15 protein-coding genes are annotated in these 25,111 nt (G+C 68.9%); 8 read left to right on the top strand and 7 right to left on the bottom strand.

The genetic code is table 11. The annotated features are described in order from the left end of the window. Nucleotides 1–86 precede the first annotated feature (86 nt). The gene (locus ACZ7LS_RS32060; protein ID WP_382871347.1) at nt 87–335 is read left to right on the top strand and encodes a hypothetical protein; all 249 of its coding nucleotides are present in this window, start codon (nt 87–89) and stop codon (nt 333–335) included. Further along, a complete protein-coding gene (locus ACZ7LS_RS32055; protein WP_385133852.1) occupies nt 332–1,504 on the top strand; it encodes a hypothetical protein in 1,173 nt (390 codons plus the stop codon). The genes ACZ7LS_RS32060 and ACZ7LS_RS32055 overlap by 4 nt, the downstream gene beginning before the upstream one ends. A 939-nt stretch (nt 1,505–2,443) precedes the next feature. Here ACZ7LS_RS32055 and ACZ7LS_RS32050 read toward each other — a convergent pair. The 4 genes from ACZ7LS_RS32050 to ACZ7LS_RS32035 form a co-directional block, all read right to left on the bottom strand. Further along, complete coding sequence (locus ACZ7LS_RS32050) at nt 2,444–4,309, bottom strand: ATP-dependent nuclease (RefSeq protein WP_385133849.1); 1,866 nt, start codon at nt 4,307–4,309, stop codon at nt 2,444–2,446. Between the two features lie 385 nt (nt 4,310–4,694). Next, nucleotides 4,695–4,904: a hypothetical protein gene (locus tag ACZ7LS_RS32045; RefSeq protein ID WP_382871356.1), complete on the bottom strand. Its 210-nt coding sequence runs from the start codon at nt 4,902–4,904 to the stop codon at nt 4,695–4,697. Between the two features lie 225 nt (nt 4,905–5,129). Beyond that, nucleotides 5,130–7,490, bottom strand: a complete 2,361-nt coding sequence (locus ACZ7LS_RS32040) for a helicase associated domain-containing protein (protein ID WP_385133846.1) — start codon at nt 7,488–7,490, stop codon at nt 5,130–5,132. Nucleotides 7,491–8,378: 888 nt separating this feature from the next. Then, nucleotides 8,379–12,287 carry a hypothetical protein gene (locus ACZ7LS_RS32035; protein WP_385133843.1) on the bottom strand — a complete coding sequence of 1,303 codons (3,909 nt, stop codon included), beginning with the start codon at nt 12,285–12,287 and terminating at the stop codon, nt 8,379–8,381. Nucleotides 12,288–12,721: 434 nt separating this feature from the next. Here ACZ7LS_RS32035 and ACZ7LS_RS32030 point away from each other — a divergent pair, with 434 nt between their 5' ends. From ACZ7LS_RS32030 to ACZ7LS_RS32005, 6 genes are all read left to right on the top strand, one after another. Continuing rightward, entirely contained in the window at nt 12,722–14,110 is a 1,389-nt protein-coding gene (locus tag ACZ7LS_RS32030; protein WP_382871365.1) for a hypothetical protein, read from the top strand. 350 nt (nt 14,111–14,460) lie between these two features. After that, complete coding sequence (locus ACZ7LS_RS32025; protein WP_385133839.1) at nt 14,461–15,774, top strand: hypothetical protein; 1,314 nt, start codon at nt 14,461–14,463, stop codon at nt 15,772–15,774. Further along, nucleotides 15,767–16,333 carry a hypothetical protein gene (locus ACZ7LS_RS32020; protein ID WP_385133836.1) on the top strand — a complete coding sequence of 189 codons (567 nt, stop codon included), beginning with the start codon at nt 15,767–15,769 and terminating at the stop codon, nt 16,331–16,333. The genes ACZ7LS_RS32025 and ACZ7LS_RS32020 overlap by 8 nt, the downstream gene beginning before the upstream one ends. A 4-nt stretch (nt 16,334–16,337) precedes the next feature. Then, the gene (locus ACZ7LS_RS32015) at nt 16,338–16,988 is read left to right on the top strand and encodes a hypothetical protein (protein ID WP_071266737.1); all 651 of its coding nucleotides are present in this window, start codon (nt 16,338–16,340) and stop codon (nt 16,986–16,988) included. After that, nucleotides 16,985–20,056 (top strand): coiled-coil domain-containing protein, encoded by a 3,072-nt coding sequence (locus tag ACZ7LS_RS32010; protein WP_382871375.1) that lies wholly within the window; start codon nt 16,985–16,987, stop codon nt 20,054–20,056. Before ACZ7LS_RS32015 ends, ACZ7LS_RS32010 begins: the two co-directional genes overlap by 4 nt. Continuing rightward, on the top strand, nt 20,049–21,467 hold the full coding sequence (locus tag ACZ7LS_RS32005) for a Wadjet anti-phage system protein JetD domain-containing protein (protein ID WP_382871379.1): 1,419 nt from the start codon (nt 20,049–20,051) through the stop codon (nt 21,465–21,467). The genes ACZ7LS_RS32010 and ACZ7LS_RS32005 overlap by 8 nt, the downstream gene beginning before the upstream one ends. A 137-nt stretch (nt 21,468–21,604) precedes the next feature. Here the strand turns inward: ACZ7LS_RS32005 and ACZ7LS_RS32000 are convergent, their stop codons facing one another. The 3 genes from ACZ7LS_RS32000 to ACZ7LS_RS31990 form a co-directional block, all read right to left on the bottom strand. Further along, on the bottom strand, nt 21,605–22,636 hold the full coding sequence (locus tag ACZ7LS_RS32000) for a hypothetical protein (protein WP_382871382.1): 1,032 nt from the start codon (nt 22,634–22,636) through the stop codon (nt 21,605–21,607). 126 nt (nt 22,637–22,762) lie between these two features. Next, nucleotides 22,763–23,536, bottom strand: a complete 774-nt coding sequence (locus ACZ7LS_RS31995; RefSeq protein ID WP_382871385.1) for an AAA family ATPase — start codon at nt 23,534–23,536, stop codon at nt 22,763–22,765. After that, on the bottom strand, nt 23,533–25,053 hold the full coding sequence (locus ACZ7LS_RS31990) for a Mu transposase C-terminal domain-containing protein (protein ID WP_382871471.1): 1,521 nt from the start codon (nt 25,051–25,053) through the stop codon (nt 23,533–23,535). The genes ACZ7LS_RS31995 and ACZ7LS_RS31990 overlap by 4 nt, the downstream gene beginning before the upstream one ends. Nucleotides 25,054–25,111 lie beyond the last annotated feature (58 nt).

Here is a 25,111-nt window from a genome sequence, read left to right as displayed (position 1 = left end):
GGTCCGGATGCACTGGGGTCAGTGCGAACTCCTGCACTTTCCGGCTGCCTGGCCGGCCTCCTTCGGCACCACTCGCCGAACCCGGAGTGGACCGTGCTGCCAGGGCCGTTGCCCGGCCGCCGCCGGAGACCGCGGTCCTTCAGCACAGCAGCCGCGTTTTCGGCACCAGCGACCCCGAGGAAGCCCGAAAACTCCTGGACGCCGAACTCGCCCAGTCGGTCGCCGCCCGCCTGTGGCTGATCGTGCTCTCGGACAAGCAGGAAACCCTCCTGCCGCTCAAGGACTGGGCAGCCATCGTCGCCGCCGAACTCACCCGCAGAGAGGGCTCGTGGTGAACATCGTCGAACAGTCGATCTCCCAGGCCATGGACGAGCCCGACGACCGGACGATGTTCACCCGGGTCAAAGACATCGTCGCCCGCCACCTGCGCCGCATGGACCCCGGCGCCACCATCACCAAGACCGAGTTCTTCAACCACACCCATGTCCCCGACATGGTCCTCGAATGGCCCGGCAGACCCCGCACACCGCGCCGGTTCATCTACCTGCGCACCACATCCGACCGGCGCGAACTCGAGGACGACCTGCAGCGCCTTCCCCGTGCCGACCGGCCGGTGCTCCTGGCGCTCGGCCAACTGCCCACCGCCCGGCAACAAGGAGATCTTCCCCCGCTGCCCAGCAGCAGCACCGCGCTGCTCCTCGACGCTTCCGCGCTCGGCGCACTCCAGCCGGCCGACGACTCTCCCGGCATCCCCCGTCTGGTGTCCCGCTCCGTCCTCGAAGGCGGCCGCGGCACCCTCGACAAAGCGGCGACCGAGGAGTTCCTGAACACGGTCGTCCAGGGCGCCGAGGCCGCCCGTGCGGGAGAACGCGTTCCCACCCGCGACGCCGTCAACGCCCTCACCGCACGGATGACCACCGACGTCGCCGACCGGATGTCAACCTTCCTCGCCGCGCTCTGGCAGGGCGGCGGATCCACCCTCGCCAGCTTCCCCGCACCCCAGCGAGGCGTCGGCCATCTCGACGAGACGGCCCTGATGTACCTCCTGGAATCCGAGGACATCGCCGACACCGCGTTCTGGAACCGGGTCGTCCGCATGATCAGCCTCCCTATCCTGCTGCGCACCCCAGCCGCCGGCACCGGCAACCTTCAGCACCTGATGCGTGAGGCGATCCAGCTCTGGACCAGCCGCGTCTGCATGATCGTGCCCGGCGCGGCAGACGCGGACATCAGCCCGTGGCGCTGGGCGGTGAAAGCCGGCCAGCTGATCCTGCAGACCCCGCGTTTCCATGTGCTCGTTGCCCAGTCCCGACGCCAGCTCCCGCAGGGACAGGAGCACGACCTGCCCCGCCTCGACGAGGTGAGGAACAGGGCCGACCGCTTCTGCATCCCGCTGACCTCTCTTCGCATGGTCGTCACGGACCGCCACGTCGGATACGGCGGCCCCGGCGACGACATCTCCCACGACGCCCAACTCGACGGCATTAGCGACGCACTGGGATAGGCCGAGGGAGTCATCGAAGCCGATGCCCGCATCCCCTCCGGCGAGACTCTCCAGTGCCTGTTCGGCACCGGAATCGCCAGCGCCCCCGGCGCACGTACCCAGGTACCGCTGGACGCCCTCCTCGGCACAACGACGCGCCTGCTCTCCGATCTCTCAAACGATGAAGCCGAGAAGATCACCCAGCTCCTCGGCGCGCAAGGTCCACCTCCCGACCAACCATGGAGTCAGCCCAGCTTCGACGACGTATAGGACTTACGCGAGGTCTCCGACAGGGCTGCGGGCTCTGACAGAACCCGGTGAGGGCAGGCAACGGCACCGGACTCGTGCTCGCTTCGGCTGCGTCCCGTCTGTCGGCGCCTCCGACGACGGACGCCCGCCCGGCATCGCTGTCCGCCTGTCGGCCGAGTACGCCCGGCGTCTGTTCGACGCCCAGCAGAGCGATGCTGCGCAGAGCTCAAAAGAGGTCGTCGCTGCGGGCATCCAGGAGGTGTGCTTGAAGTACCGCGGGCACCGTGCCGAACAGCTTGAGGTCGAGTTCACCGACATCGACTACATCGACGTGTCGTTCTGATCTCGCAGGGCACCTGAGCGGTGGTCGGCCTGCGGCATATGGTCTGGAGGCGTCGCGCGGGGTCCTGGTGATTTCCGGGCGGTATCAGCTTGCCGGGGCTCTGCTCTCGCTCTGCCGATTGTCAGTGCTCCGTGGGATTCTTTGAGTACGCCAGTGACGGACCGAGTGGAGAGCGTTGAGGTGCGTGCCATGGCCGTGCGTGTTCGGCATACAGATCCACCCGCGCCGTCCGGCTGCCGGTGGTGTGGTGAGGAAAAGAGCAGACACGGCCGACGGTGGGTGGCTTCTGCGGGAGTGCACTCATGGGAGGCGCCTACCCGTGAGCAGCGTCTGAGCAGGATGAAAGCCCGCCGTTCAGCGCGGCTGGCTCATTCGTCCTCGGACCAGTGACGCAGCCCGGCCTCGCTGGCCACCTTGATCGCGTCATTGAACGACTTCACCAGGGCCGGCGGAACATCTGAGGGCTGCCGCAGTCGCTGTGCCAGCTTGACGACCATGCTCTCCTTTTTGCGCGGAGCCTGCTCGGAATGCTGGTACAGCAGGCTGTGAAGCGACTTGCTGAACTTGCCGCTGCTGCGCAGGTCTGCGACATCCTTGGGTGTCCACTGCTGCTCGTCCTTGCGAGGCCATTCGGCGTTCATGGTGTCGGCCCACTGATCGTCGCTGAAGACGTCCTCCAGTTCGTTCGGGTCTCCGAGGAAGAGGCAGTCCTTCTCGGCGAAACCGTACTTCTCCAGACGATTGAGGCTGAACTCCTTTTCCTTGTCGCGGATCGAGTCGCCGTCGACCAGGAACATGACGGTGCGCTTGTGCTTCTTGAGGAATTTGGCGAAGTTGAGGGCGCCGTCGTTGCCGCCGCAGTCCCACAGTGCGATGCCCGCGGACTGGATCGGGTAGCCGAACGCCAGCTTGAACAGTGCCGGCAGTGCCGCGTACTCGGTGGGGCCCTCCACGCCGACGAAACACCGTTCGTGCAGGAGGACACTGTTGCGGAAGCCCAGGGAAACCGCCATGTTCGACAGAAAGCGCCGGGTGTCCTCGTCGGTGTCCTCTGCGCCGAGCGACTGTACGTAGGCTCGTCCGTCCCTGCTGTTGAGATGCACGATGTCCTGGATGTCGACACCGTCGATCAGGTTCAGGGAGTGAGTGGCAACGATCACGGTGGACTGCGCGGCGGACGCCGACACCTTGATCATGTCCATGATGCGACGCTGGTGCTCATAGTCGAGGTGCGTGTCGGGCTCGTCATAGGCGATGATCACACCGCCTGTGACGCCGTCCTCCGCTGCTTCCGACAGAAGCTGCTGGCTGGCCTCCCACAGCGCCAGCGAAATCCGGCGGGACCGGCCCGCCCCGGCCGCAGCCAGTGACACGGCCCGCTGGCCCGGTGCCGCAGCGGTCATCGAGACGCCACTCACAGTCGGCCGGAACTGCACGGTCGGTTCCAGCGAGAAGGAGTCGAAGCCGCACCGTTCCTCGACCAATTTCTGCAGGCGGGCGGCATCGTCCTTGAGTAGGCCGGAAAAATCGGTCTCCAGATCGGTGATCTTCTGCCGGGTCTCCTCACGCAGGGTGTACTCGCGCAACTTCGCCGTCAGGATGCTGCGGACCACGGTGTCGGGAGTCTCCGCGGCATCGCCCCGGAAATAAAGGAGCTGCGGCAGGGCGCTGACGACATGCTCGGGCGCCTGCGCCCAACCGGCAACCGTCGGGGCTGAGGCCGCATGCTCCTCGAGAACCTCGGTCCAGCTCGCTTTGACGTTCGGCTGACCCTCACGCAACTTGACGCCTACATCGGAGGCGAGGCTGCGGAGCTCAGGCACCTTCAGGGAGGAGATGTTCCGTAGTGCGGGGTTCTGCGGTACCTGCGCCAGCCACTCAAGTGAGACGCCTTCGCCTTCGATGTGCCGACGGCGCACCTGGATGGAAGAGGCGAGACCCAGGGCCTTCTTCTCGGCGTCGGACAGGTCGAACCGGCCTTCCACCGTCACCGCGATCGGCTCCGCTGCGTCATCGTCCGATGGCAGGGCAGCGCGCGCGGGTTCACTCTCGGCAAACTGAGAGATGTCACTGTCTGCAAGAGGGCGCTCGCCGAGCAGGAAAGCGATCGCGTCCAGGGTCGCTGTCTTACCGCAATCGTTGTGCCCCGTCAGGATGGTCTGCTTGTGGATCGGGATGCCCTGGACGTCGCCCAGCGAGCGGAAGTTGATGACGCTGAGTTCGACGAGTCGCACAATGCTCCCTTGCTGTACGGCACGGACACGCGGGTGGCCAGCTCTGCAGCCGTCAACGCGCCGTTGAAACACGCCACTTCGGGACGAGGTGGGAAAACTCTAGCGTCTGATGAGGCATGGGAGAGCTGGGATCCCAACGTTGCAGAGGGCGCGTCAGCGTACGAGAGAGACCGAAGATCCCATCCCGGACGACGGGAGCGTCTCTGGCCGCGATGGGAGGGCGGGTCTGAGGCCTTTGGCAGCGGTGCGGCCCGGGAACCGAGGCGAAACTTCGCCGCCCGGAATCCTCTGGGGGGAGTTGAGCAGTCCATCCTCAGGCGGCCTTTCAGGAACACGGTGATGGCGTGACTGCCTGAGGATGGAACTGGTGCGCGGGTGCGGTTGCTCAGTCCTGGTCGCCGTTCAGGCCGCTGCGGTTGGTGATGGTCGCGACGATGGCGCGGGCGTGGTTGGCGATGGCGCGCAGGTGTTCGGTGACCGTGGCAGCCGGCCTATCGGCGCGCGTGCCGCAGGGCCCGGTGGTGTTCGAGGCCAGTGCGACGAGTCCGATGCATCCGAGGAGCGTGGGCAGGAAGCTGCCGATGGTGTTGAGCACGGGGGTTATCCCCTCCAGCTTGACGTGATGTTGGGGCGTGCCGGGCGCCGCGGCACGTCGTCAAGACTGGTTGGAACTCGTGGAGATGGGCAACTTGCATTCTTGCAGGTCATGCCCTTAACGCGAGGGGGTGGGCACGCCGCACTGAAAAATGTGTGATGCAGTTCACAGCGCGAGTTGATGGCTGGTCATACATCGTCGCTGACCGGCTTGTTGGACGCGATCTCATCCGGTGATGCCGGTGTGGGCGAGGAGTCGTTGTTGGCCGGGGTGGAGGGTGCTCCAGTGACTGCGTTGGGCGTTGGCCCAGTGTTGGAGTGTGTCGGGGACGGGTTCGTTCCCGCTGATCGTGGCGCGGTATTGCTGCCAGGTGCGGTGCCAGGTGTAGGGCCAGGGTGGGTTCCACCACGGGTCCAGGGCGGTGAGCGCCTCAATGGTGGTGGTGGAGAGGACACCGGCGCGGGCTTTGCGGCGTTGCTGGCCCAGCCATCTGCCGAGGAGGAAGCCGTCGTGCTGGGTGTGTTTGTCCGGGGTGAGGTGGCCGTGTTGGGCGGCGTAGGCGCGTGCGTGGTCGAGTCCGGGGCTGGCGGGGTAGGAGCGTGTGGCCGGGGCGGGTCGTTCGCCTACGACTGTGTGGGGTGTGATGCCGAGGGCGGTCAGGAGGTTCTGCTGGCCGGGGTGGAGGTGCGCCCAGGACTCCTGCTGGACACGGATCCAGCGGCCAAGGCCTCGGGGGAGGTTCGTGGCCGGTACGCCGTCGGCACCCGCGGTTGCTGTGCGGAGGCGGTGGTAAGCCTGCTGCCATTGCAGGGGCCAGGGCGGATTCCACCACGGATCGATCAGGGTCAGGGCTTCGGCCCGGGTGGGGGAGAGGCGGTCCTGACGGGGGCGTCGTCGTTGCCAGGCCAGCCATTTCCCCAGCGGGAACCCGTCGAGGACGGTGCTGGCGGGCGCGGCGATATGGCCGTATTCGGCCGCGTAGGCGCGAGCTTGTGCGATCGCGGTGTCCAGAAGACCGGGCTCGGCGCGGGGAGCCCGTGGCTGGGCGGCGTGGGCTGTTTCGGCGGTGATACCGATTTTGGTCAGCAGGCGGTGCTGTTCGGGGTGGAGTGTGCCGTAGCCGGTGCACTGACGCCTCAGCCAGCCGACCAGCTCCTCCTCAAGGCCCGGTATGCCGCTACCGCCGTCGTCGGCTGCGGACGCGGATTCTGACCGCTCGCGTACGCGGCTCCAATTGCGTTGCCACTCCAAGGACCAGGTCGGGTTCCACCAGGGGTCGAGCCTCGAGAGGAGCGTGCTGACCGGCCATGTCCCGCCTGCACTGCGATGGTGCTCCCGCGCCTGGTGGCGCTGTTCGCTCAGCCACCGGCCCAGCGGAAACCCCTCAAGACAAGCTTGCAGGGGCGTGGCGAGGTGACCGTGTGCGGCGGCGTACGTGCGCGCGTGGGCCAGCCCGGGGCCCGTACCGCAGTGCTGGGCGATGATCTCGTGGGGGCGAGCGGCGGCGGTCTCGGCGGTGATGCCGATCTCCGCCAGCAGATGCTGCTGCTGCGGATGCAACTGCTTGTAGCCGGTGCACTGTACGGACAGCCACGTGGCCCAGCCGTCACTGCCGTCCGGCCAGTTCCCTTCTGCGGCCCCTTGGTGCCGGTCTCGGGCATGAGCGCGGATCCGGTGCCAGGTGCGCTGCCACGCCAAAGGCCACGGCGGGTTCCACCACACGTCGATCGCGTCGAGCACCTGGAGGTGCGCGGCGGGTTCGTCCTGGCGGCAGGCGAGGCAACGCTGGGCAGTGAGCCACTTCCCGAGCAAAAACCCCTGGTACGAGATGTTCTTGGTGGCCAGGGCCAGACATCCGTGTTCGGCGACGAAGGCGCGCGCACAGGCAACAGCCGTATCGATGCCCGCTGTCCGGCTCGTTCGGCGCGGGCGTGCGCTACAGGCGGCCTGGGCCGTGAGGCCGATGTCGGCCAGCAGACGGCGCTGTTCGGGGTGGAGCGAGCTGTAGTCGCTGCACTGCAAATACAGCCATTCCCCGGTCAGTACGTGGGTGTCGGGGAAGCCGGCGGCGGCGTTGAGGGGGCCGTGGCGCCTGACGTGGTCGCGGGCGCGGTAGTAGGAGCGCTGCCACTTCACCGACCAGGGGATGTTCCACCACGGATCCACCTCCTTCAGGGCGGCGGCCTTTTCTTCAGGCAGGGCCAAGGCGTGGGTCTGCTGGTTGTGCACCCATTTCCCCAGGGAGAAGGAACCGACTCGGGTGTCGCGTTGGGTGGCAAGGTGGCCGTGCTGGGCGGCGTAGGTGCGCGCGTGGGTCAGGCCGGCGGCGAAGGCGCCGTCGGCATGCACGCTGTGGCCCCGCAGCCGTTTCTGAGCCGGCAGACCCTCTGTGTCCGCGGTCTGCTGACGCTGGTAGCCCGCGAGAACGTCGGAGAGAGGCCGGGGCCGGAGCGCCAAGGGGACCTGCCACAGCCGCTGTTCGTCGTCTCCACTGCCGCCCTTGGTACGGATGCACTGGTACGTCCAGGCAAACAGCGGTCCGTGGGTACAGGCGGCCAGACGCTCGGTGAGCCACGGTCGCCGCAAGCGATGGCCCAGCTCGCTGGGCTGCTTGTCTGCGGGGGAGTGTCAGTTGGACCTCGTCATCTGAGCGTCAGCGGTACAGGCTTACTGGCCTGGCGCTTGGCACTGACAGATGGTGCTTACGTGTTGCTGACATGAGTGACGAAAGCTCAGGTCGTTCTCGCGCCGACTGCTATAGCGGGTGTGGAGTTTTCCCTGGCCAGGAGCGTGGCACCGGCGGACACGGCCGAAGTTGAGGAGACTTCGCGGCCATTGGACTGCTTGGCTGGGAGCGGAGCTGCCGGAGTATGGTCCCGGCATGGATTGGGGAGAGGTGCCGGCTTGGGCGGCGTTGGTACTGGCGGCTGGTGCTTTCGTCGTGAGTGTCAAGGCTCGCCAGGACGGGCGGTGATCTGCGGATGCATCAGCCAAATCGGCTGATGCAGCGGTCCGTTCCGCAGAGGTTGCTGAGGCCACGCTGGCTGATCAGCGACGGGCGGCAGAGGAGGAACGTCGAGCGGGGCTCGAGGCCGAGCGTCCTTGCCTGGATGTTCGCGTCGAGTACGTAGGCGGGGATACATGGGCGCTGCGTAACGCAGGGTCCGCTCCTGCCGCCGTTGTGACGGTCGCGGAGCGTGACTGGCCACCAGGCACGGAGCGGCCGGTGGATTGGGAGCTCGCCTGCGGTGAGGCCCGGGTGTTCGTGATGACGGAGGACATGGCGCACTCAGTGCCCACGCAGCTGTGGCGGACGTGGTCCGGCCAGCAGGAACCGGAAGCCCGCCAGGTTCCGCGCCGCCCCGCGTGAGTCCGTGAGGGGTGATGAGTTGCTCGGCCATTCGGTTGGATGGCCGAGTGCAGAGCCTGGCCTCCTGCCGTAGGAAGATGATGGGGACTGGCTCGGACAGTTCGTCAACGGCGGTATCCGCGCTTGAAGTCGGCCTCCTGCCTGGCGTCCTCGTCCTCGATGGCGTCAAGGCGACGCAGGGCATCCGAGGCGAAGGCCCGCACCGCCGCGTTCGCATCGGTCACAAGCGGAGCCAGGGCCGTGCGGCGGGATTCTGGGTCGTTGGGGAGATCGGTGTCCAGGCCGGGCAGAACGATGCCCGCCAGTATCGCGTCCCGGCTGGCAACGTCGATGTCTGTGGCCAGCAGGCTGGAGACGGTTTCTGCCCACAGCGGTGTCTGCCATGCGTGTTGGATGGCGGCAGCGGCCTGCTGGCGTTGGGCCGGTGCCCCCGATGCCCACTGCCGTACGCGCCCTGCCCATTGCTCCGTGCCGCGCCCGAGAGCTGACAGCAGCCGCGCGGCTGCCAGTTCGGTGCGTTCACTGACCTCTGCTTCGGAGCGGGCCCGGTCCAGCTGTCCGAGATAGGCGCTGACCAGCTGCTCGCGCACGGGCGGTGTGAGCCTGGCAAGCGACCGCGCCCAGGCACCGGGCAGCTCATATCCGCCGCCGACGGCCAGCAGCTGTTCAACGAGGACGGCGGCGAACTGCTCGGGGAGGGAAGAAGCGATCGCGACGGCGCCGGAGGCCGTTTCCTCGTCGAAGTGCACCGTATGGGGGATCTGGTCGGCGTGGCCGAGCCGGCGGCGCAGCGCTTCAGCGAACAGGCCCGCCACTTCACTTTCGACGGGGACACTGTCCTTGCCTGCCTCCTGAAGCAGGAAGCCGATGACCTGAAGAGTATTGGGAAGGGCCGCGGGTGGACACTGCGATGCCAGGGAGGCGAGGACCTTCATGCGCTGTGCGAGTGGCTGCTTGCACGGCACCAGATGCCAGTTCAAGATCCACGCCAGTCGGGACGCCACCTCATCACCTGCCGCCGATCCCTCTGCAGCGGATTCCAGGAGCAGGGGGAGCAGCCGCAACTCACGGTTGGGGTGCTCGTCGGCACAGGTGAGTGCTGCGGCGGCCAGGCGAGGATCGCTGACGCGTTCCTCAAGCCAGGGCCAGACCACGTCCGGATGGCGTTGTGCGAGACCGGCCAGCAGGGCGCCCTCACCGGCTAGCGGGGCGCGGGCGATCCTCTCAAGTGCCGTCCGCGGATCATCCGTGCTGACTCCGACCGCCTGCGCGAACGCCGGAAGGGCACTGACCGCCACCCCTGTGACGTTCGGTGCCGTTTCGTCCAGGAGTTCCAGTGCCTCGATCAAATCCACCTCACCGCCCAACTGTTGGGCGGCGAGATGCTGCGCCTCCTGCGCCTCACGCCAGGGCGTCTGATCGTGCAGCGGCTGCAGTACCGCAAGCCGAGTGAGCGCCGTATCCGCCAGTGCCCCGACGGCCACCTCGTCCCCGGCCGCTGCGGCAGCGCTGAGGGTAGTCGGCCGTGAACCAGGGCCCAGCACCGCTTGCGCAGCGCTGCGTCTGACCGGCAACGGCAGCGAGTCCCACCGGGCCGCGATCTGCGCGGTGAACTCCGTCGCAGCGGTATCCAAGATCGCTTCTGCATACGCCGGCATGACAGTGCCCGACAACAAGGGCCGGGCACCCTCACGGCGCAGGCTGCCCGGCAGGGAGACGAGCGTGTGCAGGACCGTCAGGCCCTCGCCGCTGCGCAGCACGGGCTCGTCCAGGAGCGGGACGAGCAGGGCGAGCGCTTCGCGCAGCAACTCAAGCGTCTGCGGCTGGTCCGGCAGGATTGCGGCGTGCAAGGTGATCGTACTCGCCGATTCCGGGCTGCTGCTGGTGCTCTCGACGGTGAGGTGCAGCAGCGGCTGCATTGCGGCCAGCAACACGCGGATGAGGCTGAGAGGACCGCGGACCGCGGCATCCTCCGGATCAAGCCCGTGCGGCGGATAGGCCCCGCGATCGCGCACCCACTGGGCGATGATCCGCAGGACGGTGCCGCGCTGCTCCAGCAGGGCATCGAATCCGCCCGGCAGCGTATGGGCCGGGGCCGAGCACCACCGCTGGATGCCCTGCAGTATCCCATCGCGCCGGTTGGAGCCTTCGGCCGGCAGGGCCGGTTCCATCAGCCAGGCCACGTCCAGCATCACACGCACCGGGCTGGGTACGGTGTCGAGGCTTACGCGCTGGGCGAGTTCGGCGAACCGCTCACCCAGGCGCTGCAGCCCGTACCGGTAGTGCGCCGCCGGGTCACCCTCCCCCCACAGCTGGGGCGACGGTGCCAGCGGCCACCGTTGGACCAGCAGCCCGTGCAGCTCTGCGAGGATCCCGGGAGCCGCGACAGCCACCTCCCCGGCCAGACCCACCACGACCGCCCACGCTTCCAGATCTGCCTCGCCGGACAGCAGCCCACGGACCGCCGATGCCAGCCGTGCCCCGGCCCCCGCATCCGGGCGGTCGTGAGCCGCCTGTGCCAGGATGTTCAGCTGAGACCCCAGTCCCGCCCCACTGAACACGAGGTGTTCACCGACGGGCACCGCATCCGGTCTTCCCGCACCGAGCCCCGCCCTGTTCAACAACACGTCCAGCGCCCGGCCCGCATCCAGTCGCACCCGGCCGCGCGGATCCAGCGCATCGGCGACAAGCACCGGAGCGAGCAGGGCAGGACGCACCGAGTACGGCGCAGCGTCGGCCAGACCCGCGTCGGCCAGATCGTCCAGGAGAACGGAAAGTCGGTAGGGCTCGGGCGGAAGCGCCGAGATGGCACCCGCCAGTGCGGCCAGGTCTTCTGCACCGGCCACGGGACCCAGCAATGCCAAGGCGACCGCCGCGGCCCGATGCTGCTGCCCGGAGTCGTCGGCCGGCAGCCGGCGTTCGGCCATGGCGCGCAGCAGATCCGCCGTACGCGGCCAGTCGAACCTGTTCTCGGCAAGCCCCACCTCACAGGCCATGTGAGCGATCAAGGGGTTGCCCTGAGCCAGGTCAATAACGCTCTGCCGGAAGGCTGCACCCCCAATGCCGCGCCCGGTCACGAGCGCGTCGATGGCTGACCGCTCCAGCGGGCGCAGCTCGACCACCGGACCGGCCCAGCGCTCAACACCCCAGTGCTGCAGCACCCCCAACCGCCGCCCGGGCCGGACCGTCAGGACGAAGCGCACCCGCTGGAAACGCACATCATGCAGCAGCGCCGCAAGACCACTCAGATCCCGCGCACGGTCGGCATCATCGATCAAGACGATCAAGGAATCGTCGATCGGCACCTCCGCGAAAGCACCGGCCTCCAACGCCACGCCGGTGGGCGCGACCAACACCGCAGACACCACCCGAGCCGCCTCGATCGCCAGACGTGTCTTGCCGGCACCGCCCGGGCCCTCCACCACGACCACCCGGGACAACGGCCCTTCCTCCGCCAGTGCCGTCCCGAGCGCCAGCAGCTCCGCCTCACGCCCCACCACCGGTGCAGTCATCCCCGGCACCGACCCGGCAAGGACCTCCACGTACTGGGCGCACGTCGACAACCGGTAGGGCGCTCGAGGACGCACCCCCAGCTCAAGCTCGGCCACCCACCGCAGGCCATCGGAATCCAACTCAGTGGCCAGCTCGGCCAGAGTGACGATCTCCAGGGCAACGCCGTAATCGTCGCTCGCCGTTTTGCGCCACCGCTCCTTGACCTTCTCGGTGGTGGACCGATTCGTGACGTAGATCGCCTTCGCCCGGCGGTCATGCCTGCGGTTCTTCACCAGCTCGGACTTCAACTTGCTCGTCCACTTCTCCTGCAGGCTCACCCACAACACGACCGAGTCGTCCTTGCCGAACAGCGGGCGGCCAAAGGCATCCCGGCCGAGATCACCTGTGGCGCTGGTGATCCGCAACTCAGGGAAGCGGGCCCGCAGCACATGCAGCGCCACCCGCTCAAAGACCTGATCGTCCTCCAGCTCCCGAAGAGCGGTTCTCGCACTGTCGTACACGGGGCAACTCCGCACGTTGAGACGGCCATCCGCGCATGGCAACAGGCCATGCAGAGACAGCTCCCATCGTCCCGCACGGCCGTTCAGTTCACCCGAGCCCCGCTCTGGTCATCACAAACGGAAGGGCTCAGCGGTATCGGTATCGCCCGCAGATCGCCAGCCACTGACGGGACAGCCAGAACCGCGGCATGGCTCTGCCGGGCAGCAGATCCCGCGCTTTGCCTATGTCCGGGATGCGTGTGGGTCGTCTCGGGTAGTGTCTGCGTCAGCCGAGTCCGGGTCTTCGTTCGTAGCGAGGACACCAACTGGCGCTCCAGCTTGCCTCTTTCACCGTCCGGGGACGCGGCCGTACCGTGTCCACCAGCGGGTTCCTGTCTGTGCGCGTGCGCCGCTCGCCCGGTGAGCACCGCGCTCTTCTCTTTTGGAGTCCCGCGATGACGTCATCGCCGTCCGTGGCCCGGGCCATCGACTTCCTGTGCGAACACACCTCCAGCAAGAGCCGCGTGCTGGCCCTCCTGGCACACGATCACGGCCCCAGTTCCCTGGCTGCCGTTTTGACCTGCAAAAACCCCGAGCACGCCGTCGAGGCGACCGGAATCCTGCGCCGGGTCCTGGCGCTGCGTGACGCTGCGGCCGTCGATGACGAACTGGCCGCTCTCACGGCCCAGATGCCGGATGCGCCAGCCGGCTCCCTGCGCCAGGCCGTCGCGCGAGCCGCGAACGGGACCTGGCCCGCCGAACCCGGCGCTCTGTTCATGGCGTCGGATCCGGACCCGGAGCCGTGCGACGACGAGCTGGCCTCCGAGGCGTCCGCCGCTGTGGCGGGCCACCCCCGGCTCAAGGACCTGCCGGGGAAGGTCGTGCGGATCACCCACCTGCGCGAGTTCCACATCACCGACGAAGACGCGCTCCTTCATGCCGCTGCCCGTCGCGGCTGGGAGCCGCTGCCGGCGTCCGAACTCGGTGAGGACGACCCGCGCGACCTGGCCGGCGCGGTGATCACCCTCACCGAGGACAGCGACGTCACAGGGAGCCAGACGCTGGAAGACCAGAGTTTTGCAGAACTCCTGCGGGCCGAGGACGGCGACGAACTGGCCGACTGGAGCGCGGCGCCGCTCGTCACCCGGTTCGTGCACGGCTGGCGCCTGCGCCAGCAGCGCAAAAGGCCCGCAGCCGGTGAGCAGACACCGAACTTCGCCGTCCTCTTCGCTGTCCGGGACTGCCCCTGCAAGGGCGAGGACCCAGACTGCGAGGAGTGCGGCTGGCAGCTCACCCCCCGCACCGCCGACCTGCTCCACACGGCCCTGGTTCTCCTCGCGGACCAGGCCTACGACGACGCACACCGCCTGGGGGACCAGTTCCTGCCGGACGCTGGCTCCACCACCTGGGAAGTCTTCGACCGGTTGCCCCCCCTCACCTGGACAGCCGACCACCGATGGCGGCGGCGCATGGCGCGCGCCTTCGACGACCTGGCCGCAGACCTGGCCCGGGGCAAGTGGCCCGAACCCACTTGCACCGCGGAGGAGATGGCCCTGCATCTGGCCATCGAGGACGCCCCGACCTACCTGGAAGACCGCCCTCAGACCGACGCCCACCACACCCTCCCCGAACACGGCGACGACTACAGCTGGGACGGCTGCTCCGATCTGCTGTTCCAGGACCATGACGTCCTGATGCTCTTCGACCCGAAACTCGGCGGCATCGAAGACCCGCAGGATCCTACGAACCAGTCCATGGGCATGGGCGACCTCAGGGCGGCCGCCTGGTTCGCGCCCTTCGGCAGCCACAGTGTCCGCGATCCCAGGCGAGGCTTCCGCCGGTAGGCCAGCGCCTCACGCCGGGCGACCATGATGCGTTCAAGCCGTGGCGGACAGCTGCGGCTTGGGCGCGGAACTCGCCAGTCGTCCGCCAAATTTGTGCTGTTCTGCAGTGCCGTGAGCTGGCGCGCCAGGTTGTGCGGTGGCATCTCACCCTGCAAGCGTTGATGGCTGGGACGCGGGGACGGCGTGCCGCGTGTCAGGCCGGCGGCCCGGAGGCCGGGCGGTGTCCTGGTCGGTTGAGGGTGACGGTGAGCCAGGGATTCACGTGGACGAGGAAGTTGGTGTGCCCGTTGTCCACCGAGCCCGAAGGACAAGTTATGTGGTTTCCGGGCTCTTTGGGCTCGGTAGAGGTCATGCTGGTGCAGGGTTACAGAGATATGGGGGTGAAGGGCCACTTGCCGGATCAGCCTGACTTGTTCTCCGTTCAGCGGGACGACAGCGCAGACGGTCTTGAACACATATCGCCGTTCGCGGCACCGGTTGCTGCTTCAGCGAACGCAGTGACGGATGATCCGGTGGCTCTGCGCATCGCCGAGACGATCCGGGATGTGTTCGGTGACTTCGGCTCCGAACATGGCCTGAGCCGCGCGGAGATCGCCCAGGCGTGCGCCGCGGTGGCCTCCGCCGACGCATTCGATGCGAGGTTCCGGGTCTTCACCAAGCTTCGTCTGCTGGAGTCACTGCGCGGCAAGGCCCACGACCAGCGGTATGTGTTCAACCCGACCAGCGGCGCTGCGCTGTTGGTCTACGAGCGTCTGGGGGAGGCCGGCGGCGTCCAGGAAATCACCATGCTGCTGGACCGGGCCCGCGAAGGCCTGCTGAACGGATCCCTGACCGAGGAACAACTGGCCGCCAAGATCGCCCAGGCCCGGCGGAGCCTGGCGAACTACACCAACCACCTGCTGCGGCTCGTGCGGACCAGACCCATCGAAGAACTGCTGGGCCAGCGCCACCACCACGCCCACTCCACCTCGCTCGAGGAGGCGAAACACCTGGTCCACGCCGTCGCCGAGCAGTACCCCGCCCTGCGCCCCGCCGGAACCCGCCTGATCCAGGAAGCCCTGCGCTACACGGCCGCCGTCCATGAGTTCCACGACCGGCTCATGCAACAAGCCACCACCCGCCGCGACTTCAGCATGCTCCTTCCCGAGCAGTACGTGACCGCGGCCCGGCGCTCCTCCGTCGATGCGCTGGCGCAGGTGTTCGCCGCGACCGTCTTCGATCCGCCGCACGTCCAGATCACCACGGGCCAGATCCTCACAGCCGCCGCCGACCACCAGCCCCCGCCGCCCCGGCAGCGCCTGCCGCGCCCTCCCACCCAGCCGCCCGGCCCGGATCCGGTCGAGACCGCACGGGCCAAGGCCGCCCTCGCACGGCAGCGACGGGAGGCCACCGTGACCCTGCTCATGGCCGGCAAGGACGTGGCCGACGTCACCGCCCGCCTGCGCGCCCTGCCCTGGCAGGCAGCGGTCCAGCACCTGGTCGACATGCTGCGCGCCGCAGCCGACCCCGCCATCCCGCTCATGCTCGACATCTCCCGCGAGGTCATCGTGGACGCCGCAGGCCCGGTCACCTACGCCTCGCCGGTAACCATGTCCCGCATCCCCGACAGCCCCCAGGACATGAACGACGACGCCGAAGCCGCACCGCAGAGCCCCGATGAGTGACCCCTACCTGCTGGCACGCGCCCGAGCCCTGCGCACCGTTGCCGTCCCGGCGGACCGCACCGAACTCACCCGGCTGCGCCGCGCCGTCGACGATGTGGAGCGCCGTCTGGTGGATATCGTCGCCGCCCCCGACGGCATCCAGGAACTCATGGTCGGCTGGACCGCCGACGTTGAACCGACCAGCGGCGCCCTGGGCGACAGCGACGTCCACCGCACCGCCTCGGCCGTCCGCCTGGTCACCCTGGCCTGCTGCATCCGCCACTGCTGGCCCGACCCCAGCCAGCCGCTGTACCCGGGACAGCCCGCCCCGCAGGAGGACGTCATCGCCGCCCTGACTCCTCTCCAGGACACCCTCGCCCCCCGGGACAGCGCGGCAGTGCTGGGCCAGACCGGGCACTTCCTGACGGCCCTGCGGTTCCTGCGCGCCTGCGGCCACCTCGCGGCAGACGTCGGCGACGGCATGATCCGCCTCGGGCCCATGGTCGCGCTGTGGTCCGAGCGCGACGTGGCCGAACTGCGCAGCGGCTACAACGTCCTGCTCGCTCCGAGGAAGGGGTGAGCCGGTGGACGTACCGGCACTGCACGCCCTGTCCCACAACCGGCGAGCCGATGTCAGAGCGGCGGTCTGCGCCGTGGAGACCGCCATGCTGCCCGTGCCGTCCACCCACTACCGCGCCCTCGCGGAAACCCCGCTGCGCATGGTGGTGGAACAGGTCCTGGCCGCATCCGGACGCACCCTGCTCGCGGTCGGCGGCGGCTACCTCAGCGGCTACAGCGACGAGATCAGACACCGTCTCGCGCACGAAGGAATCGGGGTCCTGCCGCGCGAGGACCGCGCCGTCCTCACCCTGATCCTGCTGTTCAGCGTCGCCGTTCCCCGAGCGTCCGGCACCACCCTGCCCGAGCAGCTGTGGACCCAGGGCGAGCCCGTGCCTCGGGAACAGCTCAAGGGCTGCCAGGTGTCCGACGTCGTCCTCACCGGCGCGCTGCAGCGCCTCACCGATGCCGACCTGGTCCGCCGCACCAGAACGGGCTACGCACTGGGCCACCAGTTCCTGCGGCTGACGCCGGCATTGGGCGCCGAACTGTTCGAGCAGCTGATCCTGCTCGCCGATCCCGACAGCGCTCTCGCCGAATCCATCCGCCGACGCCGCGCCCGCCCCACCGTGCCGACGGCCCCTGCTCCCGACCACGAGGTGCACGACACACCATGACCAGCCCGCCCACCTCCGACCCGTCCCAGGGCATCGTCGGCGACCGCCAGCTCATCGCCGTCCAAGCCTTCGACATCGCACGGCTCACGGCACACGCCGTCCCGATCGTCCCGGAGACCTTCATCGCCGTCTCCGGCCTCGGCCCCAAAGACGACTCCAACGGCTCCGGCAAGACCAGCTTCCTCATCGCCGTCTCCTTGCTGCTCGCCGACCCGCAATGGCGCCTGGAGACCAACGGCGGCCGGCACGCCAGCGGTATCCTGTTCCGCCCCGACGCAGCCGGCGTCGACCAGGCCCACCAGGCATCCCCGGTCACCCACGGCTACATCGTCGGCGTCTTCGCCCACCCGGACGATCCCACCACCAGCTCCGTGACCGTCTGGGTCCGCATCGCGACCACCACCCCATATCTGCAGGCCAATTGGACCGAAGGCCTCCACGTCGCCGACGCCCCCACCGACCACGAGCGCAGCATCCAGGCCGACACCCTGTGGCGCGAGCTGGGCACACGCCAGCTCCTCTCCGCCCGCGCCATGGCCGAGAAGCTCTACGGCACCGCCCCCCGCTGCCTCACCTACCTCGACACCGCCCTGCGCCCACCCGTTCCCTCCCTGCTCAGCCAGCAACTGACCGAGATGGAGCCCCACGACATCGGCCGGTCCCTGATCGCCCTGTCGGGCATGACCCCCCTGCTGGAGGAAGAAGACGGCCTGCGCGGCCAGGCCCTGCAGCACCAGATCAGCCTCGAGAAGGCCCAGGCCGACCACGCACAGGCGCTCCTCGCCGAGGAACAGTTGATGAGAGGCGTGCGCGCCCGCGAGGCCGCCCGCCTCTCCCTCCAGCGCGGCCACGAAGCCTGGCGCCGCTACCTCGCCGCCTCCTACCGCGACGCCCACCACAGCGACCAGCGGGTCGCCGCACGCATGGACGAAGAAAGACAGGCCGCCGAGACAGCCGAAGCCCTGGTGCGGGCAGCCGAAGACCACGTGAACTCGCTCGGGTCCGCCGAAGAACTCGCCGCCCAGAAAGGCAAAGCCCACCAAGCCTGGTCCGACGCCCAACAGCTTGTCGGTGAACTGTCCAAGAAGGCCACGGAGTTGACCACGCGGCAGGCGATGCTGCGGGCTCGGCGGATCACCCTGCTGCCCCAGGCGCAGGGCTGGGACGGCAGCGACTGCACCACCGCGGCCGCCCGCCTGGAGCAACGCCAACGCGAGCACACCAAAGCAGAGCTGCAACGTGGCGAGGCCGAAGACACCGTCACCCGCGCCCGCGCCCACCTGCGCAACGTCGAACAGGGCCGCAGCGGTCAAGCCGGCCGCGCCATCGACCTGCTGAGCGAACACCGCATCCGCGCGCACGGCCTGCTCGACCAGCTCAACGTGGACGAAGCCGCCCGCCCGGCGTGGGAGCCGCGTCTGGCCCCCTGGCAGGACGCGATCGTCGTCGAACCCGAGCACGAAGACACAGCCCGCCGTCTGCTGCATGCCGCCCTGCCCGGCGCACAGATCGTCGCGTCCGACGTGCGGCAGCAGCCCCTGCCAGAGGGCATTCACAGCACCCTGAACGTGGCACACTTCCTCGCCACCCTTCAACAGCGCCTGACTCCTTTGTCCGACGGCTTGGCCGTCCGTGACCAGGAGATGGCGCTGACCGTCGCGGGCGGCTTTCCCACCGCGCTGGCCGGACGCGAAGCCCGGCTCCAACAAGCGCGCGCCGACCTCACAGCCGCCGAGGAAGCCTTCACCAAGGCCACCGAAGCCGTGACCGTCGCCACCGCTGCCCTCACCCTGGCCCAGACCCAGCACGCAGCCGCCCAGGCGGCCGAAGAACTCGCCCGCCTGGACACCCAGGAGAACGACCTCCAGACCAAGATCGACGATCTCGCCGGCCGTGCCACCAAAGCCGCGCGCGACGAACAAGAACTCCAGCAGACCTGGCAGGAGGCCGTGGCCGGGCACGCCGCCCACGAACAATTCCTCACCAACGCAAAAATCACCCTGGAAGGGGCCGGCAAGGCGCTCAAGGAACGCCACCGCAACCTGGCGGACCTTGAGCGCCAGCGCGATCAGGTCGCGGCATCCCGGTGGCAGCAGCAGTGGGGCGCACCCCTCGAAGACGCCGTACGCCTCCTGGACCAGGCACCGGACCAGACCCGTTCATCCCGGCCTACGGCCCTGCGACGGCAGGCAGAGGACGGACTGCGCCGGGCCTACGAGCACTACGGCGTCGACGGCACCCCCGGCGCGGACGTCGGCCAAGACCTCCGCACCGGCGAGGAAATGATGCAGTCCTTCGCCGACACCGATCCCGTCGGCCTTCCCACCCTCACCTTCGCCGACGTGGCAGCCCCGCTCGAGAACCGCCTCGCCGGCCACCGGGACCAGGACGAGGTCGCCGCCGCGCGCATCACCCACGACCAGCACGCCCGGGAGCAGGCGATCGCGGAACTCACCAACGGGGTCGCCACCAGCGCCCGCAACCTGGAAACCCTCCAGGACATGATCGAAAAGCACCTCGACGGTCTCTTCGCCCAGATCAGCGCCGCCTTCAACGACCTCGACCTGCGCAGCGACGGCCACGGGGCCAAACTTGAGCACCTCAGCGTCCGCCCCCAGGGACCCGGCGACTGGCAGTGGCAGGTCACCCCGCGCTGGAAACGCTCCCGCAGCGGCGGGTACGTCTCCTACCGAGAGAACGCCAACAGCGCCCAGGTCAAGGTGCACGCCATCCTGCTCGTCCTCGCGGCGCTCCTGGCCGACTCCCAGACCCAGGGCAGAGTTCTGATCCTGGATGAACTCGGCAACAGCCTTGGGGAGGTCAACCGCAAGGACATGCTCGCCGCCCTGCGCGACGTCGCCCGTGACCAGCACCTGACCATCCTCGGCACCTGCCAGGACAGCGTCCTGGCCGACGCCGCCGATGTCTGCGGGGAACTGCTGTGGTTCGTCCACGCATCAGAAGCCGACATCGTCAACCAGCCCACCAGCGCATGGGCCTTCGACAGCAACGGCGCCCGCACCCAACTCACCGAAGACTGGATCACCGCAGGACGCGCCCATGCCTGACCTCGCCCCCCAGCCCCCACTCCTCATCGGCGAAGCACACGGCCGCGAGACCGTTCCCCTGCGCGACCTGCCAACGGGCATCACTGCCGTCACCCTGCCGCGCATCACCAAGGACAGCGACGACATCGTCCAGGTGCGCGTTCCCAGGGACCGTCGACGACGCATCAACCCCCGGCAGGTCGACCTCGTCGCCGACCACCCCGTCAGCCCCTACGAGCCGCCGCCCACCCTGACCACCCGGCAACTGATCAAAGTCCTGCGGACCAAGAGCACCAAGCGCTGGCCCACCATCCAAGCCGACCTCGGCGACAACGCCTGGCACATCGTGGTCGACCTCATCCGCTGCGGCGCCGTCATCCTGCGCTGCGACGTCGTCAACGCCACCGGCTACAGCCCGCGCTCATGGACCCTGACCCAGTCGTGGGCCGAACTCGCCGAGGACAAACTCGCCGAACTGCAAGGCCGCCAGCACCCCGAGGACCTGCACCACGAACTCCTCGACATCATGTCCGACGTCCCTCAACTCGCCCACGAGCACGCACTGCTGGCCAACACGCCCCCTGGCCGGGTCCTGAAAATTCCCGAGGGCACCGCCACACGAGCCGAGGACTGGCGCGTCTACGAGGTCGCAATCCGGGCCGCCAGCACCTGGTGGCCCGCCCAGAGCACACCACGCAAGATCACCGCCAAAGCACTCGCCGGACGCAGCCTGCGCGACACCAAGAGCACCTGGACCCCAGCCCGGCAGCAGGCCTTCTCCAACCTGATCGGCATCCCCTTCGACCAGGCCGTCGACCAGGCCGACACCGAACTGCGCATCCGCGGCCCCCTGCAGTGGCGCGTCGGCACCGTCATCGCCGACGCGGCAGCCTGCAACCCCTGGCTCGCTCTGCCCGCCCGCGGCGTCCGCGCCCTCGGCATGATCTCCTGCGACGCCCAGGGCATCTTCCTGATCGAGAACGAGGACACCTTCGAACAGGTCTGCAAGATCCCGGAGATCGCCGACACCTGGCTGTGCATCTGGGGCAAGGGCTACGCAACCGACGGCCTGGCCGAATTCCTCCGCGGCCTCGACGGCCTGCCCGTCGCCGCCTGGGGCGACCTCGACGCCCACGGCATCCGCATCATCGGCAACCTCGCCGACCGCATCGGGCGGCCCATCACACCCGTCGCGATGACCGTCAACCTTTACCGAGGCGGCACCAAATACCGCCAAGAGCCCCAAAAACTGGAGGAGAACCACAAGCTCGCCGCCCGGCTCGCTCAGGAGGGCCTCGAGGCCCTGCGCGATCTGGCCGAAGAGATCACCCGAACCGGCGGGCACGGCTGCGAACAGGAGACCCTCTACGACGAAGTCCTCCCCACACTCCCGGACCTGCTGAAAACCGTGCAGAGGCCCGACAGCTGCTGATCATGCGGCACACGGCAGAGCAGGGCGGTTGGGACTGTCTTCCACCGCTTCTGGCCCTCCCGCCGTGGGCGGTGGCTGCCGTGAACGGCAACCTCAGCTGTGCCGTGGGCGCGCAGTGCGGACCGCCGGCACCCAGCTCACGGGACAAGGATGGCGGCGAGCCGGGTCAGGCCGAGGCGGGGCAGACGCTCGGCGTGTGCACGCAGATGGCGTGCCTCGGCGACCAGCACGGGGGCGAACACGCTGTCCCCGGGCTGGCCTATCAGGCGGTGGTGGGCGCGGGCGCCAGCCAGCAGCGGGCGTGCCCAGGCAGGGACCGCGTACAGCGGGCAGCTGCGATGGCCGACTCCGTGGAGCTTGATGGCGCAGACGTCGCCTGTGATGTCGAGGTCGCGGGTGAAGCGCAGGCTGCCCAGGCCGGCCCGGGTGAAGGCCAGCACGCTCAGCGTTCCGGCGATGAGCGGGTGCGCCAGAGCGGCCAGAGCGGCGGCCTCTTCGGACGCGATCTCGATGGCTGGGGCGGCCTGGACCAGCTGCGCTGTGGCCAACGCACCTGCACAAAAATGAGTCCGCCGCCCGGGCCTCATCGACGCCGCCCCGGTCCCGCCCGGCAGCGGGGCGGGCGGTTGCCCCGCAGCCGCCGCCGCTGCCGTCATCGCCGTGAGAGCAGGAGGGAAGGACGGGCGCGCGGGTATCGGTCCCGGCTCGGCGAGCAGCGCCTCGAACTGTTCCCGGCTGCTGATATGGCGCTCCACGCGGGCCAGCGCCGGCGGCAGTCCGCGCGGCGGCTTCTGCCACAGCAGAGTCAGCTGAGCCCCCGTCAACTCGCGCCAGGCGAGCAGCTGGTCGATTCGCCGGAAGGTCAGCAGATGGGCCCGGGGAACCATAACGTGCCGTACCCCGGTCGCGCCCCCCCAGGCCGCCGCGGCGAGCCAGGCCGCGTTCACCGAGTCCAGCCACACATCGGGGGAGTTGGGCCCGGGGGCCAGCCGCTTGCCCAGCGCATACAGCATGTCCTGCGCCAGCGCGGCCGGGCTGCCGCTGGCTGGCGTCGGCTGCACGGTGATGCGGCCTTCCCCGGGCTGGTGGGCCTGCAGCGCGGCCTGGGTGTAGAACAGGTCGTCCCGCTCATCCACCACGATCGTCACGTCGCCGTAGACCAGCGCCACCACCTCCCTTCCAGCCGCGCACCGCACACACCGACCCGGATACGGAGACCTCAGGGCCGGTCCGTACGGCGCGCGAAGTCGGCGGCGGCCCGTACTTCCCGGGCCGCCGCGCATGTGCGGCTGCTGCTACATGCCGCCCAGCTTGCTGTACACCCAGTTGACGAGGTCCTGCTTGACCTCGGTCAGGCCTTTCGTCTTCATGCCGTTGAGCATGTGCTTGGTGATGGTGGCCCAGTTGCGGAAGTTGCCGTGGGCCGCGGCCCGGTCGATGTTGCGGATCATCTGCGGTTCCACTCCGGCCCACAGGGAGTGGAATGCCGGCAGCGTGGCGACGACGTCGTCCTCGGGCATGCGCGTGAACTTCTGCCAGATGAAGATCCGTGACGCCAGCATCGGTTCACGCTTGAGGATCTTGTAGCAGCCATCGCCGCCGGCGAAGATCACCGCGATGTCGGTGTTGCGGTCGTCCCACAGGTGGCGCCAGTACTCGAACGAACTGCGGCCCATCCACTGGGCCTCGTCGCACACCAGCACGCGGAACGTCTGCGACAGCGTTTCCTTCAGAAGTGTGTCGAATTCGATCGGCCGGGTCGGTGGTTCCCCGGGCAGCCCCAGGGCGTGAAACAGCCCGTGGCGGATGTCGCGAGGGGTCGGCCCCGAGCGCAGCTCCAGGCGGTAGGTGTTGTCGGGGGCGATCTTGCGCAGCGCCGAGTTCACCGACATCGTCTTGCCGTATCCGGCCGCTCCGTAGGCGACCATCATGGCCTTGGCGTCGATCGTCGCCTGCACGTCGTCCAGGGTCGTCATGAGCGTATCGGTGGCCACCAGGTGCGCATCGAGGCGGTGAAAGTGGTCCTCGTCCTCGGCGGGCAGCCTGCCGTAGTCCATGTCGCCGCTCACACGTTCTCCTCAGAGGGGTCGTTTCCCGGCTCGTCCGCAGCCGGTGTGACCGGGCGGGCCCAGCCGTCCGGGACGGGCTGGTGCGGGACGTAGCCGGGATCGGCACGCCGCAGGCCTGTGGCGTCCGATGCGGCAAGTTCTGCCTCGGCCTCCGCCTCGGTCAGCGCACCCAGACGCTCGGGCGGGGTGGCGGTGGTGACGGCCTCGAAGCGTTCGCGGCGCAGCCGTGCGGCGGCCTTCATGTCCGCGCGAAGCCGCCGCGCCCTGGCGGTGCGGGCTTTGCGGACCTTGCTGACCTGCTCCTCGCTGGCTGCCTCGGCCAGGACGGCGCTGCCCAGGTGCACGCCGTCCAGGCCGAAGACCTCGATGGTCAGGTCATGATGGGGCAGGTGGCGCACCGCGACGCGGACGCCGGCCTGGCCGACCATCCAGGGGGCGATGTAGTGGCGGTTGCGCCACCGCACGCCCTGCGTGGTGATGGTGCGGGTGCGTCCGTCGTCCTCGAGCCCGAAATGGGCCAGCTGCTCGGCGGTAACGTCGTGCAGGGGAGTGGGGTCGCCCGACCACGCCTGCATCGGGGTGCGGCCGCCCAGCGCCCTGGGCTGGTGCTCGGTGTTCCACCAGTGCACCCACTTCAGCAGCAGCTCCACGAACGCCTCGAAGGAGAGCGCGGGCTCGTCCGGATCCGCGGTGCGCCCGCCGGTGAGCGTCTGCCGGTGCACGTAGCGCGGCATAGAGACGAACAGCATGTCCTCGACCGCACCGTTGAGCGCCTCGACGGTGCCTTTCAGATGCGGGCTGTAGGCCGGGAGATCGACGACGGGCACGGCGAAGGCGCCCAGGGCCGAGGCCACGGTGGCACACAGGAACTCTTTGCCGCGGTCCACCCGGATCAGACCCGGCAGGCCGCCGGCCGGGCCGAAGGGCTCGGCACGGTCCAAGGCCATCCTCAGGGCCGCCAGCACCGCATCTGCGCTGGGCGCGTGGGGCGTCACGGCCACACCCGTGATGACTTTGGTGCCGCAGTCGATGAACCAGGTCACCCAGGGCTGCACGAGTTGGTCCTCGAGCAGCACCCGCACGGGCACGCACTTGTGGTCGCCTTCCCAGGCGGCATTGCGGTGTGTGGCCGGACGCTGCCCGAACACATCAAAGGCCCGCCGGGCGGCCTCCCCCTTGGCGAGCCCGGCCCGCTCCCCAGGCGTCAGATCCCGGCGCAGCGCCCGGTGGATCGTCGACAGCGACGGGGCCGCAGGCAGCCGGGGATCGGCCAGGGCCCGCTGCTTAAGCTCACGGTGCACGGCGGAGGCGTTGCCTCCCCACAGCACCAGCAGTCGCCGGAACTCCGGGGTGACGCTGAACCGTGTCCGGGACGCCGCGTCGACGTGGCCGGTGGCACGTGCCTTGGCGACCCACCGCCACACCGCCCGCTCCGAGCGGCCCACAGCCGTGGCGACCAGCCGCACGTGCGCGCTGGTCAGCTCTCCGTTCTGGTCCAGCGACAGCAACCGTGGCAGCGCGGCCAGCCGCCCCGAGCGGGCGGTGAAAACCGCTTTGCCGGCACCCTGCGTGCTG

The sequence above is a fragment of the Streptomyces sp. NPDC039430 genome (genome assembly GCF_055639435.1).
Note: the sequence above shows the minus strand (reverse complement) of the source record. Positions and strands in the feature narration are given on the sequence as shown.